Source organism: Silvania sp. (genome assembly GCF_051656365.1).
In the GTDB taxonomy this organism is placed as follows: Bacteria; Pseudomonadota; Gammaproteobacteria; order Enterobacterales; family Enterobacteriaceae; genus Enterobacter; species Enterobacter hatchlandensis.
The window spans coordinates 1-17,850 of sequence record NZ_JBOGBT010000064.1 but is presented as its reverse complement, the minus strand read 5'-3'; the positions used below and the strand labels follow the sequence as shown (position 1 = coordinate 17,850).

15 protein-coding genes and 1 other RNA gene are annotated in these 17,850 nt (G+C 52.0%); 9 read left to right on the top strand and 7 right to left on the bottom strand.

Annotation, left to right across the window (positions count from 1 at the left end; all coding sequences use genetic code 11):
• Positions 1–20 precede the first annotated feature (20 nt).
• Entirely contained in the window at positions 21–959 is a 939-nt protein-coding gene (gene tdcA, locus ACRDD5_RS12395; RefSeq protein WP_438676963.1) for a transcriptional regulator TdcA, read from the bottom strand.
• A 1,028-nt stretch (positions 960–1,987) separates the two neighbouring features.
• Here tdcA and ACRDD5_RS12390 point away from each other — a divergent pair.
• Complete coding sequence (locus ACRDD5_RS12390; protein WP_438676927.1) at positions 1,988–3,577, top strand: hypothetical protein; 1,590 nt, start codon at positions 1,988–1,990, stop codon at positions 3,575–3,577.
• 304 nt (positions 3,578–3,881) lie between these two features.
• Here ACRDD5_RS12390 and ACRDD5_RS12385 read toward each other — a convergent pair whose 3' ends face one another.
• Entirely contained in the window at positions 3,882–4,526 is a 645-nt protein-coding gene (locus tag ACRDD5_RS12385; protein ID WP_438676926.1) for a hypothetical protein, read from the bottom strand.
• 257 nt (positions 4,527–4,783) lie between these two features.
• Here ACRDD5_RS12385 and ACRDD5_RS12380 point away from each other — a divergent pair, with 257 nt between their 5' ends.
• Both ACRDD5_RS12380 and ACRDD5_RS12375 read left to right on the top strand, forming a co-directional pair.
• The gene (locus ACRDD5_RS12380) at positions 4,784–5,362 is read left to right on the top strand and encodes a recombinase family protein (RefSeq protein WP_438676925.1); all 579 of its coding nucleotides are present in this window, start codon (positions 4,784–4,786) and stop codon (positions 5,360–5,362) included.
• A 130-nt stretch (positions 5,363–5,492) separates the two neighbouring features.
• The gene (locus tag ACRDD5_RS12375) at positions 5,493–6,962 is read left to right on the top strand and encodes a hypothetical protein (RefSeq protein ID WP_438676924.1); all 1,470 of its coding nucleotides are present in this window, start codon (positions 5,493–5,495) and stop codon (positions 6,960–6,962) included.
• 376 nt (positions 6,963–7,338) lie between these two features.
• Here ACRDD5_RS12375 and rnpB read toward each other — a convergent pair.
• The 5 genes from rnpB to ACRDD5_RS12350 all read right to left on the bottom strand — a co-directional run bounded on the left by rnpB (position 7,339) and on the right by ACRDD5_RS12350 (position 11,996).
• Positions 7,339–7,716, bottom strand: an RNA gene (rnpB, locus tag ACRDD5_RS12370) — RNase P RNA component class A.
• 32 nt (positions 7,717–7,748) lie between these two features.
• Positions 7,749–8,894, bottom strand: coding sequence for a glycerate 2-kinase (gene garK, locus ACRDD5_RS12365; RefSeq protein WP_271284411.1), 1,146 nt, complete (start codon positions 8,892–8,894; stop codon positions 7,749–7,751).
• A 60-nt stretch (positions 8,895–8,954) separates the two neighbouring features.
• Positions 8,955–9,845, bottom strand: a complete 891-nt coding sequence (garR, locus tag ACRDD5_RS12360; protein WP_271284410.1) for a 2-hydroxy-3-oxopropionate reductase — start codon at positions 9,843–9,845, stop codon at positions 8,955–8,957.
• A gap of 30 nt (positions 9,846–9,875) precedes the next feature.
• Positions 9,876–10,646 (bottom strand): 2-dehydro-3-deoxyglucarate aldolase, encoded by a 771-nt coding sequence (gene garL, locus ACRDD5_RS12355; protein WP_438676923.1) that lies wholly within the window; start codon positions 10,644–10,646, stop codon positions 9,876–9,878.
• A 15-nt stretch (positions 10,647–10,661) separates the two neighbouring features.
• Complete coding sequence (locus ACRDD5_RS12350; RefSeq protein ID WP_271284408.1) at positions 10,662–11,996, bottom strand: MFS transporter; 1,335 nt, start codon at positions 11,994–11,996, stop codon at positions 10,662–10,664.
• Positions 11,997–12,410: 414 nt separating this feature from the next.
• Here ACRDD5_RS12350 and garD point away from each other — a divergent pair, with 414 nt between their 5' ends.
• The 6 genes from garD to ACRDD5_RS12320 form a co-directional block, all read left to right on the top strand.
• Positions 12,411–13,982, top strand: coding sequence for a galactarate dehydratase (garD, locus tag ACRDD5_RS12345; RefSeq protein WP_438676922.1), 1,572 nt, complete (start codon positions 12,411–12,413; stop codon positions 13,980–13,982).
• Positions 13,983–14,159: 177 nt separating this feature from the next.
• Positions 14,160–15,014, top strand: coding sequence for a tagatose bisphosphate family class II aldolase (locus tag ACRDD5_RS12340; RefSeq protein WP_438676921.1), 855 nt, complete (start codon positions 14,160–14,162; stop codon positions 15,012–15,014).
• A 22-nt stretch (positions 15,015–15,036) separates the two neighbouring features.
• Positions 15,037–16,308 carry a tagatose-bisphosphate aldolase subunit GatZ gene (gene gatZ, locus ACRDD5_RS12335; RefSeq protein ID WP_438676920.1) on the top strand — a complete coding sequence of 424 codons (1,272 nt, stop codon included), beginning with the start codon at positions 15,037–15,039 and terminating at the stop codon, positions 16,306–16,308.
• Positions 16,309–16,322: 14 nt separating this feature from the next.
• On the top strand, positions 16,323–16,790 hold the full coding sequence (gene gatA / locus ACRDD5_RS12330; protein ID WP_438676919.1) for a PTS galactitol transporter subunit IIA: 468 nt from the start codon (positions 16,323–16,325) through the stop codon (positions 16,788–16,790).
• Between the two features lie 28 nt (positions 16,791–16,818).
• Positions 16,819–17,103 carry a PTS galactitol transporter subunit IIB gene (gene gatB, locus ACRDD5_RS12325; protein WP_271284403.1) on the top strand — a complete coding sequence of 95 codons (285 nt, stop codon included), beginning with the start codon at positions 16,819–16,821 and terminating at the stop codon, positions 17,101–17,103.
• A gap of 4 nt (positions 17,104–17,107) precedes the next feature.
• Positions 17,108–17,850 (top strand): PTS transporter subunit IIC (locus tag ACRDD5_RS12320; protein ID WP_438676918.1); only part of this gene is annotated, 743 nt, incomplete at its 3' end.

The following is a 17,850-nucleotide window of genomic DNA, read 5'->3' as shown; positions in this document are numbered from 1 at the left end:
TATCTTTAGCGTTGGGTTATTTATTCTACTCTTTCGGGTTGTTTTCGCCTTTCGCTATTCTGAGCAGAATATTGCTTCGCAAGTTCGACTAATACCGAAGCGGATTTTTTAATACGGTAATTTTTGGACCATACCGCCGCATAGCGCGCAACAGGTAATTTCTCTTCGACCGGCAGTACTACAAATTGATCCGAACCGAAGGGCGCAATCATGTCGCGCGGGATCACCGTGAGATAATCGGCGTTAAGCACCAGGTTATAGATAGTGACAACGGAATCGGTCTGGACGATGTTTTCAATTCTGATGTGGTTGTTCTGAAGGGTGGTTAGCAGTTCTTTGTAGTAGCCCATATCGGTTTGCGGCATCACCCACTGCTCATGGGTGAGCGATGCCAGGGTAGTCGGGCCGGTGCATGTTCGTGAACGGCTAGCCACCAGCACAAATTCAGATTCAAACAGGGGCTCAACGTGCAGATCCTGCAGCAGCATTTCATCGCTCAGGGTGCCAATAGCAAAATCCAGTCTGCCGTCGCGGATCGCAGGCAGGAAGGAGGAGAGCTGCGCTTCGAACATTGATACGCGCGCTTTCGGGAACACTTCCTTGAACGTCTTGATCATGCTGGAGAGAAAGGTAAAGCCAATCAGCGACGGGTAGCCAAACGACACATCGATAACGGTGCTAAAGCTCAGCGTGTTCATCTCGCTGACCATGTTCTTCATTTCACGGGTGATGGATTCGGAGTACGCGAGTAAGGTCTGCCCGGCACTGGTCAGCTTCACGCCGGTGTTCTTACGCACGATCAGCTCAACGCCGAAGTAGGATTCGATATCGTTGATGATTTTGCTGACCGCCGGCTGCGTCAGGCCCAGCTGTCTGGCAGCAGACCCGATGGATCCACTTTTAATGACTTCCTGAAATACGACCAGATGCTGCGTCTTCGGTAGAATAATAGTGTTCATCATATTCTGCGCTTATTTCCTTATCCCGATGCAGAATTCTAACCATTATTGATAACGAGGGTATGTGCTGTTACTCACAAATTACTTTTCCTTTTATAGAGCCCCACTAAAAACACCTAAATTAAACTTTAAAAAACAACATCTTAAAATTAACCCACCGCTATTTTGCCTGATATCGATCAACAAAAACCGCCGAGATAAATTTATTTTATGGCGATAACCTCGGAGGCCTAATGACAATTTACTCGCGCAATAAAGGTGATATTTCAGGCAATTAAAGAGTAATAAATAGTCGTTAATCTAAGTAAAAAAAGATGTAAATTATCAAATAAGTTAATCATTAAACGGTTGAGCGGGAATAAAGCGTGGCGCGCATCACATCATTCATGAGGCAAATGCATTGAACATCAATATATGGTTAATGAATGACAAAAGTCATCACGAACACGCAACAAAAACAACATCAACTTAACACTGGAAAATGGCGATTTTATAGCGCGTAATTTTGTGATGCAGACCACTCACATTTAGTACAGGGTGATGTTTTAACGAAAAACAGTGAAATGTGCTTATTGTCGCAAATATGAGAATTGGTTCATCTCTCAGGGGGATGCCAGAAAGCAAAAAACCCGCCGAAGCGGGTTTCTCTTGAAGAGGTGAAGCTGACCGATAAGCCGGCTTCGTTCATCTATACGTCAGGCATCTATGGCGCTGAAGTTGTCTTGTGTCGCAGACTGTATCGCAGTTTGTATTGCAGATAAAGCAGGTTAACAGGCCGGGACAAAACCCAACCACTCTCCTGCACATACAAGCGAAAATTTAGTGTGTCAGAACAGGAAGAAGCAGGACCCGATGTTGATAATCTAAACAGGATAATCACTTAATTTTGTTGCCATTGTGACAACTTAAATGCTACAGCCATTTTTACGTATCTAACCACATGTAATACATGAAGTATTTATCATTCTTTGTTTGTCTCACAGAAGTGTGTATTGTAATTATTAAATACGCAGTGTGACGGAGTACTGATGACACAGTTAATCTCTTCCCTCCTTGAGAAAACGGGCCCCTGTTTGAGCTCGGTCCTCGTAGATGAAATGGTAAAAAAATCGGCGATAAACAACGTGACTGCCCGAAAGCAGGTTTCACGTGCGGTAACTACTGGTCAGCTACACTGCGTTGACCGCCTCTTTCCAAAGCGTGAACGTTTCATCTATCTGGCTAAACAGTATGGTTCGGGGCGCTACTGGCGAAACCTGACGACTGCACTGCTTGAATCCGGTTCAGCATATGGACTGGCATTGAGCTGCCTGCGGGCACGTGGGGGAATTCTCAAACTCGAGCATTTTGCGGCTGCTTGTGGCTCGCCGGTAGCCATGAAAAAGAGACTTTCGTGGACCACAGTCCTGGAAGGATTAGTCCAGCAAAAGATGGTACGGATAGTGAATCTGGTTTCAGTTGGCAATTGTGTCGCACTGACAGAAAAAAATGACGAAGCATATCATCGTGCAATCCCTTACTTAAAAGCACGTCTGACGACTGAATCTGTTCTGATGAAAGCTGTCGGACAGTGGGTGAAAAATACCGGAATCATCAGCTACGATACCTTGCGAACCCGCGAGACAGTTACGGTAGATCAGATGCCATGTGTCTCGAGTTTCTGTTTCGATATCTCAGCCGCCTCGTACCTAAACCCACTTCTCCAGTTTACGAAGACGGGGGAAACCCGTCCGGGATTCTTTGTGTGTGATCTGCTGTTGGGTTTCACTCTGAGTTTGCAGCATGTGCAGCCCTTCATTACGAAATGCCGTTCTATCAGCAGCCTTAACAACAGTCCCCGATGCCTTTTTATGTTCATTGCAAATGAATATTCTGCGGAAGCATTCCAGGCGCTAAAGCAGGCAGGAATCATCCCGGCCACACCTGAATCACTATTTGGCAAGGATCTGGCTGAGGCGCTTATCCAGCTACAAGAACTGATTAGCCACATGTCACTGAACCTGGGAAGGAATATAACCGCTATCGACGAAATTATGTCTAAGCTCTCGCGTATAGAAGGTGCAACTACCCAGTTGCAGGGGGATTTGTTTGAGTACATCGTGGCCGAAGCAGTTCGTCTGGACCACCCTATTGTAGATATCGGGAGTTTATGCAAATCAGGCGACGGAAAGGAGGCTGACTGTGATGTTTTTGCACGCCAAGGGAATTCCCGGGTCACATTCATCGAATGCAAGGGCTACAAGCCATATTCAACGGTCAGAGATGAGGATGTTAAGCACTGGATAGGACATCAGATCAAGGTATTCAGAATGCATGCACTCCGCGAATATTCAGGGGCTGATATTACCGTAGAACTATGGACTACCGGGAAGTTCAGTGATGATACCCGCGCGAGGCTGAGCAGGTTTAAGGAACAAAATGCCATTAATCAGCGGTACAGCGTCAATATCCTTGAGCCTCATGATGTCCGCAACAGAATCAATGCCACCCGCAATGCTTCGCTTATCCGGGTGTTTGAAAAGCATTTCATCGACAATGTGTTCAAAATTACCACCAGAAATACACGCGAACCATTCAGGTTTGCGGGGCATGATGTCGCCGATGAATACGACTTTTAACCTGGTATCGGACACCGCCATCCAAGATGAAGAAGGGCAGCTTTTCATCGATGCGCCGTCTGGTGGCAACTGCATGTTTAACTGATTTGTCATATAGTCTGACGGGTAAAATTCCCGGCGGCTTAGCCCCACCGAAGCGAAGATTCCAAGAATACTCCTTCCCGAAATTGCCCACAGAAGAAAAATATCAGCCCCGCAATGTCTGATCGGTCAGGCAGGTTCTTTTTTCTCGTAAAAGTGGCTCTCGATCTTTACAAAATATCCGTGAGGGGTTGCTGGTAGTTATAGTGAACAATGTTCAAGCTCATTCCGTGAGCGGACAAAGTATGTCTGATAAAAAAGGGAACTGGAATAGGCACGCGGTTTCGATTTGCCGCCTTAGCTCGGCCTCATCATCGGTATGCCGACCAAGGCTCAGATAGTGATTTTTACCTTCATGGATGGCATAAATAATCCAGTGCCCTGTGATTCTCTGTTCGTTGGCACGTCGCAACCAATTCTCCCTTACAGCCTCATGAGCGATCAGGGCCGCATCTTCAGCAGTAAAATATCGCTCTTCACCAGATTTCATGACTTTTTCGACCTCTGCTTCTAATCGCGGTAAACCATAATTTTTAAGAGCGATTTGTATATTCCGAGCCATAACATCTACACCAGCACCGTGATAGTGCTTGTGCCATAGTCCCCGAAGATAAGGTTTCCGGTTAAACATCGTCGGTGGTTTGGTTTTGCTTTCACCTCGCATGGGATTACCCTCAAGGCTAGAAATTTCATCAACGATAATGAACGGGTTTTCGCTTCTGGACATGAAAGAACCATAAAGCTGCAAAATCATCAGCCCGCTAATTCTGGTAAGCATTTCCTCCTTTATTCCGAAGCGAAGAATGGTACTTATTATTTCTTCAGTCTTATCTTCATCGCCATTCATAAAACGGTGGGGGTTGTTCATTGATGATACACCTCAGTTCAGCGTGACAGGTACATACTATCATGCAAGTTCTAATGGCAAGTAGTTGGTATATTTAGACAATAGTGCTGTGCTCTTTATCTGATGTTGAACCAAGAATTTAATTTGGTATCAACAATTGAACGTTTTACGATACCAATCTATCCCCCTTAAAACTGGCATCAATAAATTACCCTATTGATATAATGATACCAACGATCAATTATGATACCGTTTTTGATACCACTTAAGAGGATTTTATGAGCCGTGCTTTTGCATATTGTCGTGTGTCCACCAGCGAGCAAGCGACCGAAAACCAAATCATAGAGATCCGTCAGGCGGGTTATGATGTACTCGATAACTGTGTAGTGTCGGAAGTTGTTTCCGGTGGGGTACAGGCAATGAAGCGTAAAGCTTTTGCCGATATGGTGAATCACAAGCTGGAGTCAGGTGATCGGCTTATCGTGCTCAAACTAGACCGTTTGGGCCGTGATAACATAGACGTACAACAAACTATTGATATGCTTGTTAAGCGTGGCATTGATGTTGTTTCATTGGATCTGCCCGTTCGTAATCTCACGAGTGCAGAAGGAAAGTTAATCCTACAAATGTTCTCTGCTTTCGCTGAGTTCGAAAAATCCCGAATAATAGAACGAACCAAAGAAGGACTTGATCGTGCAAAAAAGGAAGGAAAACGGTTAGGCCGTCCTGTTGCTACAGACACACGAGAACGTGTTCAAAGAGCCAAAGCTAATGGTTTGAGCCAGTCCAAAGCAGCTCTTGAATTAGGTGTAAGCCTTCCAACCATAAAGCGGAATTGGAACATCGTAGCGGAATAATATAGCTATAAAACCTACTGGTTTGTACTGATGCTGATATATTTTCAGCCGTGAATATAGCTTAAAATTACAGCCTCTTTCGCATCTAATCCATACTCAGGTCATTTTCAGTGGAGTGTATATTTATCAAATGAACGCAGTGACGAAAGAAAATGTAGCTAAACGAGCGTTGAAATGTATTGAATTTATTAATCGACAACTCCTTCGATTTGCAAAAATGCCGCCCAATGAACTGATGGCCTACTTACGCAAACATCCCAGAGAGGCTTTCTGCCAAATCCCCCATCCGAAAGGAAGTGGTAACCTCCAGTGTGGTTCTATCGCATGGAACAAGTTAGGTGAACTTGCAGATTTGGCTCTTAAATTGGACACCTGCTTGGGTCGTCGCGTAAGTAGCCAACAAGCAAGAAAAGCCGTAACTGATGCTTTTGTATCAAAGGTATTGCAGGAAGCACATGAAGCTAATCAGGAGACGGCGATGATGGTTCTCCAAGATGCTTTAGCAATTTTAAGAAATAAGCTCGTAGTCAGGGAACACTACCTACCATGCGTACTCTTCGGCGATGATGCTCCCACAGAGTTTACCGTTGGTCCAGTCACATTCACTCAAAACACCATGTTCTTCAAGGACAAAAAGTCAGTGTTCAGACATAGCGTTGATATAAACACGAATGCTCATATTAAGAGTGTAACTGCTGCGATCACTCAAGGATTCTTTCGAGAGAATGTGCCCACCCCAGATGAATCAAGAAAATTTGTTGGAGAATTTCAGAAACGCGCTATCAAGATATATAAAGACTATCCGTGGGTTGCAAGTATTAAAGTCACTGATTGTGACGAAGTGACCTCTCAGGAACGGGCCATCCAAGCAACTGAATTGGCAATTCATATTATCCGTATCCTCTTGGGGGCTGAACCAACTCGGAAAATCAGACTAGCATGGTCTCGAAGTAATGCCTTACATACAGCTCATTTATACTCTGACGCGGATGGTGTAATTCACGCAAGTGTCGGCGCTAATTCTTTAGGACCTGTCGGGATAATCAATTGGTATAAGGCATTGATGAAATGCGATTTAGAGTTAGCAATCCTTGGTTCTGCCTTGTTACCAATAGTCAATCCCATAGAAACCAGTCATCTCCATCAACGTCTCATTGATGCTATTAATTGGTTTGGAGACGCGGCAACGGATTCAAACCCTTCTTCGAGTATTGTTAAGTACGTATCTGCAATTGAGCGATTATTCTTCGGAAAATTTGAGTCGGGACGCACTAAAGTATTTGCAGGAAGAATCAAGAATATTCTGGACGCATTCGGTTGTGACGGCGATCACCAAGTCTACGATCAGGCCCTCAAAGTATACAGAGCCCGTTCTATTTTGGTTCATGGAGAGATATATCAGACCGAAGATGAAGCAAACGAAAGTATTTGCCTTGCTTCATCACTGAGCAGGATGTGCCTTCTCTGTTCTGCTCAACTGTATTCAATGATGCAAAATGCGTTTGATAATCCAGATGCTCTCGCCTTAGAAGAAATAATGAAACGTATTAGTGCTGAGGGTTTAGATTGGCTGGTAGATGCTGCGGGATTTCATAAGTGAAAGTTAGTGCTGACTAAAGTACGTAGTGATTGTTTATTGCTCTTAATTACATTATTTTTGTTATACTTTTGTATAATATCGCGGGTTATCCAAGGGATAAACTGAGAAAACAAAAAGGGCTACGCCGATGCAAGCGGCAGCCCTTAGGTCATTTGCTAAGCGGGAAGATATAAACCTTGCTCTGCTGACTGAATCGCAACCTAAGGACATGCGAAAAAAGCCGCCTGAAGGCAGTCGGAAATGAAGGTTGTAGCGGTTGCCACGCTTTAGAATATTCGGGATGGAACAGCCGTTGGTGTGCCTCGTTTGTATCACAGTCTGTGTCACATTTTCACCTATGAAGGCCTGAGACACACCAACGTATTGTTTTTGAATGAGTTGAAGCTGACCGATAAGCCGGGTTCTGTCGTTGGACAGTCATTCATCTAGGCCAGCAATCGCTCACTGGCTCAAGCAGCCTACCCGGGTTCAGTACGGGCCGTACCTTATGAACCCCTATTTGGCCTTGCTCCGGGTGGAGTTTACCGTGCCACGGACTGTTACCAGCCGCGCGGTGCGCTCTTACCGCACCCTTTCACCCTTACCTGATCCCACTTGCGTGGGCCATCGGCGGTTTGCTCTCTGTTGCACTGGTCGTGGGTTTCCCCCCCAGGCGTTACCTGGCACCCTGCCCTATGGAGCCCGGACTTTCCTCCCCTCCGCCCGTCTCCCCCGAAAGGGACGACGACGAAGCGGCGACTGTCTGGTCAGCTTCGGCGCGCAGTATAGAGGGTTTAGCCGCTGCTGTCACCCTTCCGTGCGCATCCCTACCTGCAGGGTGGCGGCAATATTGCGCGAGGCGCGATAAATATTGTCAAACGCGCCGCGGAACGCCTCTTCCAGGGTGCTGATACGGGTCAGGACGCTGAACACCGCGTCGATGCCATACTGGTGCACGATACCCACATCGTTGGTCAGACTGCCTGCGATACCAATCACCGGCTTATGGTACTTTTTGGCGACACTCGCCACGCCCACCGGGACTTTGCCATGAATGCTTTGACTGTCCAGCCGCCCTTCACCGGTCACTACCCAGGTGCAGTCATGAATATGTTCTTCGAGGTTGAGTGCCTGGGTGACAATTTCGATGCCGCTTTTCAGCTCTGCACCGAGGAAAGCCATCAGCGCCGCGCCCATACCGCCTGCCGCGCCCGCACCGGGGACGTTTTTGACGTCGATGTGCAGTGAGGCGTTAATCACGTCGGCAAAATGCCCGAGGTTGTTGTCGAGTTCGACGATGATCGCTTCGGTGGCCCCTTTCTGCGGGCCGAAGATCCGGGATGCACCCTGCTCGCCGACCAGCGGATTGCTCACGTCGCAGGCCACGCGAATGGCGCAGGATTTGAGGCGCGGATCGAGCGCCGAAATATCAATGTTGTTCAGTGCCATCAGGCTGCCGCCGCCGTGGCCGATCTCAGTGCCGTTAGCGTCGGTCAGTTTTGCGCCGAGGGCTTGCACCATCCCGGCACCGCCGTCGTTGGTGGCGCTGCCGCCAATCCCAATAATGATATTGCGCGCACCTTTATCCAGCGCCGCAAGGATCAGCTCCCCGGTACCGCGGGAAGTCGTGATAAGGGGGTCGCGCTGCGCCGGAGGAACCAGCACCAGTCCGCTCGCCGCGGCCATCTCAATGAAGGCCGTCACGCCATCGCCGGAAATCCCCCAGCAGGCATCGACCTTTTCGCCCAGCGGCCCGGTCACGACTGCGTGCTGTACCGTGCCGTGAGTGGCAGCAATCATCGCTTCAACCGTTCCTTCTCCGCCATCTGCAACGGGAACAGAAACATACTCTGCATCGGGAAAGATTTCCCGAAAGCCTTTTTCTATCGCCTGCGCTACCTCGGTGGCAGACAGGCTTTCTTTATAAGAGTCAGGGGCGATTACGATTTTCATAGTTATAGCCTGTTACCGCTTGAGGCAAAAATAGCGGGCGCGTTACCGCGCCCGTTTTTGTTAGCGAGAGACTTCGACTTTCGCCAGTTTTTCGTAATAGCACGCGATAGCGCTGTGGTCGTCGTTGCCATGACCGTCAGCACGCAGTGCCTGCATCATTTCCATTACTGCGGCGGTTAGCGGCAGCTGCGCGCCGACGCCGTGGGAGGTGTCCAGGGCGTTCGCCAGATCCTTGATGTGCAAATCAATACGGAAACCTGGCTTGAAGTTACGATCCATGACCATTGGCGCTTTGGCATCCAGCACGGTGCTACCTGCCAGACCACCACGAATGGCCTGGTACACCAGATCCGGGTTGACGCCCGCTTTAGTGGCCAGGGTCAGCGCTTCGGACATTGCGGCAATGTTCAGCGCCACAATCACCTGGTTTGCCAGCTTGGTGACGTTACCCGCACCAATATCCCCGGTGTGCACCACGGAACCGGCCATCGCTTTCAGCAGGTCGTAATACTGGTCAAAAATCGCCTTGTCACCGCCCACCATCACGGACAGGGTGCCGTCGATAGCTTTCGGTTCACCACCGCTGACCGGCGCATCCAGCATCTGCACGCCTTTTACTTTCAGCGCATCGCTGATTTCGCGGCTCGCCAGGGGAGCGATGGAGCTCATGTCGATCAGTACGGTACCCGGTTTGGCACCGTCGATGATGCCGTTCTCACCCAGCGCCACCTCTTTCACGTGCGGGGAGTTTGGCAGCATGGTGATGATCACATCACACTGCTCGGCAATGCCTTTTGCGGTGGTCGCGGTCTCGGCACCTGCGGCGATAAGCTCAGCCACCACCTCAGGATTGCGGTCAGAAACCACCAGTGAGTAACCTGCTTTAATGAGGTTTTTACTCATTGGTTTACCCATGATGCCCAGGCCAATAAAACCAACTTTCAGTGTCATAATTGCGTCTCTCTCTTTATTCAGTGGTGGTTATTTTTTAAAGGAATCAGCTAACTTCTGGGTCGCAGAGCGGAAGACGCCGAGATCGCTGCCGACGGCAACGAAGGTCGCCCCCCATTCCAGATAGCGACGGGCATCGGCCTCAACCGGAGCCAGGATGCCGCACGGTTTACCATGGGCTTTCGCGCGGGCAAAAATATGCTGAATGGCGCGCTGCACCTCTGGGTGGTTGGCATTGCCGAGGTGGCCAAAGGCCGCCGCCAGGTCGCTAGGGCCGACGAAGATGCCGTCTACGCCGTCAGTGGCGGCAATTGCATCAACGTTGTCCACGCCCTGCTGGCTTTCAATCTGGACCAGGATGGTGATGTTCTTGTTCGACTGAGCGAAGTAGTCCGGCACAGTGCCAAACATATTGGCGCGATGGGAAACCGACACGCCGCGGATCCCTTCCGGTGGATAGCGGGTGGACGCCACCGCCTGCACCGCCTCTTCCACGTTTTCCACAAACGGGATCAGGAAGTTGTAGAAGCCGATATCCAGAAGGCGCTTGATGATCACCGGCTCATTGGTCGGGACGCGAACCACTGGCGCGCTGTTGCTGCCTTTCAGCGCCATCAGCTGCGGAATAAACGTGGTGACGTCGTTCGGAGCATGTTCACCGTCCAGCACCAGCCAGTCAAAACCTGCCAGCCCCAGCACTTCGGTGCTGATTGGGCTTGCCAGTGCGGACCAGCAGCCGATCTGAATCTGATTTGCCGCGAGGGCCGCTTTAAATTTGTTCGGGAAAATATCGTTACTCATCGTTTATACCTTTGCTTATTTCTGCAATTCCATACGTTTGATGTCGCCCACTACGAACAGGTAGCAGAACATCGCCATCAGCGCTGAACACCCTACGAAGACCAGCGCTGCGTTGAACGAGTGCAGTTCGCTGACCAGATAGCCAATCACCAACGGCGTGACGATTGACGCTACGTTGCCAAAGACGTTAAACACACCGCCGCACAGGCCGATAATCTCTTTTGGCGCGGTATCGGAAATCACCGGCCAGCCCAGGGCACCAAAACCTTTACCGAAGAATGCCAGCGCCATCAGGGCCACTACCAGCGCAGTGTTGTTGGTGTAGTTACACAGAATAATGGTGGATGCCAGCAACATGCCGAGCACAATCGGCAGCTTACGCGCCAGGGTAATCGACTTGCCTTTCTTGATCAGATGATCGGAGAACACGCCGCCCAGTACACCACCGGCAAAACCACACAGCGCCGGAATCGAAGCCACCAGACCGACCTTCAGAATCGACATCCCCTTTTCCTGCACCAGATAAATCGGGAACCAGGTGAGGAAGAACCAGGTGATGGTGTTGATAAAATATTGACCGAAAAACACGCCCAGCATCATGCGGTTCGACAGTAATTGTTTGATGTAATGCAGCTTAGGACCGCTTGCCGCTTTATCGCCCGGCTTTTTATGATCCATGTCGACAACCGCGCCGCCGTCCTTGATGAACTGCAGCTCCTCGGCAGTCATCCGCGGATGATCGGTTGGGTTATGGATTAACTTCACCCACAGGCCGGTCAGCACAAAGCCAATCACACCCATCACGGTAAAGACATGCTCCCAACCCCAGGCAAAGGTCAGCCAGCCGAGCAGCGGAGAGAACAGCGCCAGCGAGAAGTACTGGGCGGAGTTAAAAATCGCCGATGCGGTGCCGCGCTCTTTGGTCGGGAACCAGGCCGCCACAATACGGGCGTTGGCCGGGAACGACGGCGCTTCGGAGAAGCCCAGCATAAAGCGCATAAAGAACATGGAGATACCGGCCCACGCCAGCGGGACGAAGTCGACAAAGCCCTGCAGGAAGGTAAACAGCGACCAGAAGAACAGGCTGTAGGTATAGACCTTTTTCGACCCAAACTTATCCAGCAGCCAGCCGCCGGGGATCTGCATCAGCAGGTAGGCCCAGCCGAAGGCGGAGAAGATATACCCCATCTCCACCGCGCTTAAATGCAGCTCTTCGGCCACTGCCGTACCGGCAATAGAGAGCGTCGCGCGGTCGGCGTAATTGACCGCAGTAACAATAAAGATAATTAACAGAATCAGGTAGCGGGTAGGTGTACCCTTTTTTGCACTCACGGTAGTATCCAGCAACATTTTTATTTCCTCTGGCACATCGATGTCGTTATTTTTATTATTTTAAGAAAGAGGCATTCCTGATTATTTATCGATAGCAGGCAATATCAGGTAATTAACCAGACGCATTGAAATCGTTATTGAGTATAATCAACACCCCTACCCTCCGCACTGTTGCATTGCTCAATCTTAGAGGGTTGTAACAATAATATTTTGAGCATATGCACAAACCCCTGGGCGCTGATGCACAGATTTATGCATTGCCCTGCCCTGGCGGGATCTGATGTCAAAAATGAGTGATCTTGATCACGTTTTCAATTCGCCGCGCCTGACATTCTTTATTCCACTGAGCAGAGTCTTTATTTCCGACCACAAGAAAATATACGCACTCTTTTACACATTAATTATCTACCACTTGTTGGAGAATACTGGAAAATGGCCGATATCGAAATTCGACAAGAGTCGCCAACCGCGTTTTATATTAAGGTGCATGAGACCGATAACGTGGCGATTATTGTTAATGATCATGGGTTAAAAGCCGGAACGCGTTTCCCGGACGGACTCGAACTTATCGAGCATATTCCACAAGGTCATAAAGTGGCGCTGGTCGATATTGCCCAACATGGCGAAATCGTGCGTTACGGCGAAGTGATCGGTTACGCGGTGCGCGCGATCCCGCAGGGCAGCTGGATTGACGAATCGCTGGTCTCGCTGCCGGAAGCCCCGCCGCTCAATACCCTGCCGCTGGCAACCCGCGTGCCGGAAGCGCTGCCTGCGCTCGAAGGTTACACCTTTGAAGGCTACCGCAATGCGGACGGCAGCGTCGGCACCAAAAACCTGTTGGGCATCAGCACCAGCGTGCACTGCGTCGCCGGTGTAGTCGACTATGTGGTGAAGATCATCGAGCGCGATCTGCTGCCACAATACCCGAACGTCGACGGCGTCGTCGGCCTGAACCACCTTTACGGCTGTGGCGTAGCGATTAACGCCCCGGCGGCGATTGTGCCGATCCGCACCATCCACAACCTCGCCCTGAACCCAAACTTCGGCGGCGAAGTGATGGTGGTGGGCCTCGGCTGCGAAAAACTCCAGCCCGAAAAACTGCTGCAGGGCACTGAAGACGTGCAGGCGATCCCGGCAGACAGCGCCAGCATTGTGCGTCTGCAGGATGAGCAGCACGTCGGCTTCCGCTCGATGGTGGATGACATCCTCCAGGTTGCGGAACGTCATCTGGCGAAGCTGAACCAGCGCAAGCGTGAAACCTGCCCGGCATCAGAGCTGGTAGTGGGTACCCAGTGCGGCGGCAGCGACGCCTTCTCCGGCGTGACGGCTAACCCGGCGGTGGGCTATGCCTCCGACCTGTTTGTGCGCTGCGGCGCCACGGTGATGTTCTCGGAAGTGACCGAAGTGCGCGACGCCATCCATCTGTTAACCCCGCGCACCATCAACGAAGAGGTGGGTAAACGCCTGCTGGAAGAGATGGCCTGGTACGACAACTATCTCGACATGGGCAAGACCGACCGCAGTGCTAACCCGTCTCCAGGCAACAAGAAAGGCGGCCTGGCCAACGTGGTGGAAAAAGCGCTGGGATCGATTGCCAAATCCGGCCAGAGCCCTATCGTCGAAGTGCTTTCACCGGGCCAACGGCCAACCAAACGCGGCCTGATTTATGCTGCCACCCCGGCCAGCGATTTTGTCTGCGGCACCCAGCAGGTGGCCTCCGGGATCACCGTCCAGGTGTTCACCACCGGTCGCGGCACGCCGTACGGCCTGATGGCGGTGCCGGTTATCAAAATGGCGACCCGCACTGAACTTGCCAACCGTTGGTATGATCTGATGGACATCAACGCAGGCACCATCGCCACCGGCGAAGAGAGCATCGAGGACGTGGGCTGGAAGCTGTTCCACTTCATTCTGGATGTGGCGAGCGGACGTAAGAAAACCTTCTCGGATCAATGGGGACTTCACAACCAGCTGGCGGTATTTAACCCGGCACCTGTGACCTGATAATGCTGTAAACCTCCTTTAGCATGGCTTCGGCCATGCTTTTTTTTTGCCTTTCATTCTTTCGCAACCTTCCTTTCACTTTCGATTCTTTCGTTTTTACGATACCAATCACAAAAAAGCATTCCGAAACACTATATCTTCTTTCGAAGTAAATAAACGAAAGGTTTCGGAGGAAGGATGTACATCATTTCGACCAAAGCGATGCTGACGAAGGCCCGATACGGCGGTTATGCCGTTCCGGCGTTCAATATTCACAACCTTGAAACACTGCAGGTGGTGGTGGAAACGGCAGCCGAGCTGCGTTCCCCGCTGATTGTTGCCGGCACGCCGGGTACCTTCAGCTACGCCGGTACCGGCAACATTATTGCCATCGCCGGCGATCTGGCGAAAACGTACAACCAGCCGCTGGCGATCCACCTCGATCATCATGAAGATTTCGACGATATCGCGCAGAAAGTGCAGGCGGGAATACGCTCGGCGATGATCGACGGCTCCCACCTGCCGTTTGCCGACAACGTCGCGCTGGTGAAACGGGTCGCAGACTACTGCCATCGCTATGACGTTAGCGTCGAAGCGGAGCTAGGGCGTCTCGGCGGTCAGGAAGATGACCTGGTGGTCGACAGCAAAGATGCGCTGTATACCCATCCACAGCAGGCCCGGGAATTCGTCACGCTCACCGGCATCGACTCCCTTGCCGTCGCCATCGGCACCGCCCATGGTCTCTATACCGCCACGCCAAAACTCGATTTTGAGCGCCTGGCGGAAATCCGCAATCAGGTTGATGTCCCACTGGTACTGCACGGCGCGTCGGGCCTGTCGACGGCCGACATTCGCCGCGCAATCGGTCTGGGTATTTGCAAAGTTAATGTCGCCACGGAGCTGAAAATCGCTTTCTCTGACGCGCTGAAAACCTACCTGGCCGTCCATCCTGATGCCAGCGATCCACGCCACTACATGATCCCCGCCAAAGCCGCCATGAAAGAGGTGGTACGCAAAGTCATTAATGACTGCGGCTGTGAAGGCAAACTGTAAACCACGCTAACCGGAGGAAACGGTGAAAAATATTATTGCCCGTCACAAGGCGGGAGAGCATCTCGGGATTTGTTCGGTCTGTTCAGCGCATCCGCTGGTGATTGAAGCCGCCCTGCGCTTCGACCTGCCGACCGACAATAAAGTGCTGATTGAAGCGACGTCCAATCAGGTCAATCAATTTGGCGGCTATACCGGCATGAAGCCTGCCGACTTCCGCGATTTCGTGCTGACCATTGCCGCCAGAGTGGGTTTTCCCACGGAACGACTGATCCTCGGCGGCGATCATCTGGGGCCTAACTGCTGGCAGAACGAACCCGCAGAGGCGGCAATGGAGAAAGCCGTTGCGCTGATCGAGGCTTACGTAGCGGCAGGCTTTAGCAAGATCCATCTTGATGCGTCGATGTCCTGCGCCGACGATCCGGTGCCGCTGGATCCCGTCGTGGTGGCCCAGCGGGCAGCGCGCTTATGTCAGGCTGCGGAAGAGACCGCCACTGATGCGCAAAAAGCGGCGCTGACCTACGTGATTGGCACCGAAGTACCGGTCCCGGGCGGGGAAGCCGGCAGCATCGACAGCGTGCACGTCACCCGGGTGGAGGATGCCGTCCGCACACTGGAAACCCACCAGCAGGCATTTCACGCTCTGGGGCTGGATGCAGCGATGGAGCGCGTCATCGGCATCGTCGTGCAGCCCGGTGTGGAGTTCGACCATACGCAGATTATACACTATCAGCCGCACGCTGCCGAAGCGCTGTCGGGCTGGATCCGCCAGACCCCAATGGTCTACGAAGCACACTCCACCGACTACCAGTCACGCCAGGCATACCGGGCGCTGGTGCGCGATCACTTTGCAATCCTGAAGGTTGGCCCGGCCCTCACCTTCGCCCTGCGCGAAGCGATTTTTGCCCTCGCGCAGATGGAAGAGGCCCTCATCGCCCCGGAAAACCGCAGCCGGGTGCTGGAGGTGATCGATGAAGTCATGCTGAACGAACCGGATTACTGGAAAAAATACTATCGCCCGACCTGGAGTCAGGCGATGGTGGATATTCACTTTAGCCTGTCGGACCGCATTCGCTATTACTGGCCGCACCCGCGCATTCGCCAGAGCGTGGATAAACTGATCGCCAACCTCGGCAACCTGACCCTGCCGCTGGGGCTTGTCAGCCAGTACCTGCCGGTGCAGTTTGAACGCTTAACCGCCCAGACGCTCGCGGCCACGCCGCAGGATCTTATCCTCGATAAAATCCAGGACGTGCTGCGCGCCTACCGCTACGGCTGCGCCCCTGACGCTGCCTGAAAACCGGAGAACCCATGAGCAAACTGTTTGTCCGTACCGGCATTGCCTTCGCCACCTGCCAGCAGGCGCTGGCCCATATTGGCGAAGAGATGCTGGCGAAAGGGGTGGTTCATGCCACGTACCCTGCCGCGCTGCTGGAAAGGGAAGCGTTCTTCCCCACCGGCATTGCCCTGGAGCAGCATGCGGTTGCCATTCCGCACTGCGAGGCCATCCACGCGAAAGAACCGGCCATTTACCTGATTCGTCCGGACCACCCGGTGAATTTTCAACAGGCAGACGATGATGCGGAGATCGCCGTGTCACTTATCATCGCGCTGATCGTTGAAAACCCTGCGGCGCAGCTCACCCTGCTGCGTCGGTTATTTAGTGAACTACAGAACCCAGCCACGCTTACGGCGCTGCTTGCCGCGCCTGACCACCAGCTGGCGGCACTGTTTCAGGAATCTATCCTGACCGCTGAACCCTGCAAACAGGCCTCATAAACACACCAATAATAAGAAGGAGTACCCTATGAAACGTAAAGTGATTGTTGCCTGTGGCGGTGCCGTTGCGACCTCGACCATGGCCGCAGAAGAGATCAAAGAGCTGTGCGATGCCCACCATATCACCCTCGATCTGGTGCAGTGTCGGGTCAATGAGATCGAAACCTACATGGACGGGGCGGATCTGATCTGCACCACCGCGAAGGTTGACCGCACCTTTGGCGATATTCCGGTGGTACACGGGATGCCGTTTATCTCCGGTGTAGGTATTGAAGCCCTGCAGCAAAAAATCCTGACCATCCTCAAGGGGTAAGGCCATGTTTAACGAAATCATGCGTTATATCCTCGATTTGGGGCCGACGGTGATGCTGCCTTTAGTGATCATCATCTTCTCGAAGCTGCTGGGGATGAAGCTCGGCGACTGCTTTAAATCGGGGCTGCATATCGGGATCGGTTTTGTCGGGATTGGGCTGGTGATCGGCCTGATGCTCGACTCCATCGGACCCGCCGCCAAAGCGATGGCGGAACAGTTCCAGATTAACCTGCACGTGGTGGACGTGGGCTGGCCGGGATCGTCGCCGATGACCTGGGCCTCGCAGATTGCGCTGGTCGCCATTCCCATTGCCATCGGGGTGAATATCCTGATGCTGGTGACCCGCATGACGCGAGTGGTGAACGTCGATATCTGGAATATCTGGCACATGACCTTTACCGGCGCGATGCTGCATCTGGCGACCGGCTCGTACTGGCTGGGGATCCTCGGCGTGGTGGTGCACGCGGCGTTTGTCTACAAGCTGGGCGACTGGTTTGCCAAAGACACGCGAGACTTTTTCGGCCTCGACGGCATTGCCATCCCTCACGGTTCCTCCGCTTACCTCGGGCCGATCGCGGTGCTGGTCGATACGATCATCGAAAAAATCCCTGGGCTTAACCGCATCCATTTTAATGCCGACGACGTGCAGAAACGCTTCGGACCCTTTGGCGAGCCGGTCACCGTCGGGTTTGTGATGGGGCTGGCGATCGGTCTGCTGGCCGGTTACGACGCGAAAGGCGTGCTGCA

Excerpts from the sequence above, each read along its gene's own strand:
- ACRDD5_RS12350 (WP_271284408.1), bottom strand. The coding sequence starts at position 11,996 with ATGTTGCTGGATACTACCGTGAGTGCAAAAAAGGGTACACCTACCCGC.
- ACRDD5_RS12340 (WP_438676921.1), top strand. The coding sequence starts at position 14,160 with ATGTACATCATTTCGACCAAAGCGATGCTGACGAAGGCCCGATACGGC.
- ACRDD5_RS12380 (WP_438676925.1), top strand. The coding sequence starts at position 4,784 with ATGAGCCGTGCTTTTGCATATTGTCGTGTGTCCACCAGCGAGCAAGCG.
- garR (WP_271284410.1), bottom strand. The coding sequence starts at position 9,845 with ATGACACTGAAAGTTGGTTTTATTGGCCTGGGCATCATGGGTAAACCA.
- garK (WP_271284411.1), bottom strand. The coding sequence starts at position 8,894 with ATGAAAATCGTAATCGCCCCTGACTCTTATAAAGAAAGCCTGTCTGCC.
- gatA (WP_438676919.1), top strand. The coding sequence starts at position 16,323 with ATGAGCAAACTGTTTGTCCGTACCGGCATTGCCTTCGCCACCTGCCAG.
- garL (WP_438676923.1), bottom strand. The coding sequence starts at position 10,646 with ATGAGTAACGATATTTTCCCGAACAAATTTAAAGCGGCCCTCGCGGCA.
- ACRDD5_RS12385 (WP_438676926.1), bottom strand. The coding sequence starts at position 4,526 with ATGAACAACCCCCACCGTTTTATGAATGGCGATGAAGATAAGACTGAA.
- ACRDD5_RS12390 (WP_438676927.1), top strand. The coding sequence starts at position 1,988 with ATGACACAGTTAATCTCTTCCCTCCTTGAGAAAACGGGCCCCTGTTTG.
- ACRDD5_RS12375 (WP_438676924.1), top strand. The coding sequence starts at position 5,493 with ATGAACGCAGTGACGAAAGAAAATGTAGCTAAACGAGCGTTGAAATGT.
- tdcA (WP_438676963.1), bottom strand. The coding sequence starts at position 959 with ATGAACACTATTATTCTACCGAAGACGCAGCATCTGGTCGTATTTCAG.
- garD (WP_438676922.1), top strand. The coding sequence starts at position 12,411 with ATGGCCGATATCGAAATTCGACAAGAGTCGCCAACCGCGTTTTATATT.
- gatB (WP_271284403.1), top strand. The coding sequence starts at position 16,819 with ATGAAACGTAAAGTGATTGTTGCCTGTGGCGGTGCCGTTGCGACCTCG.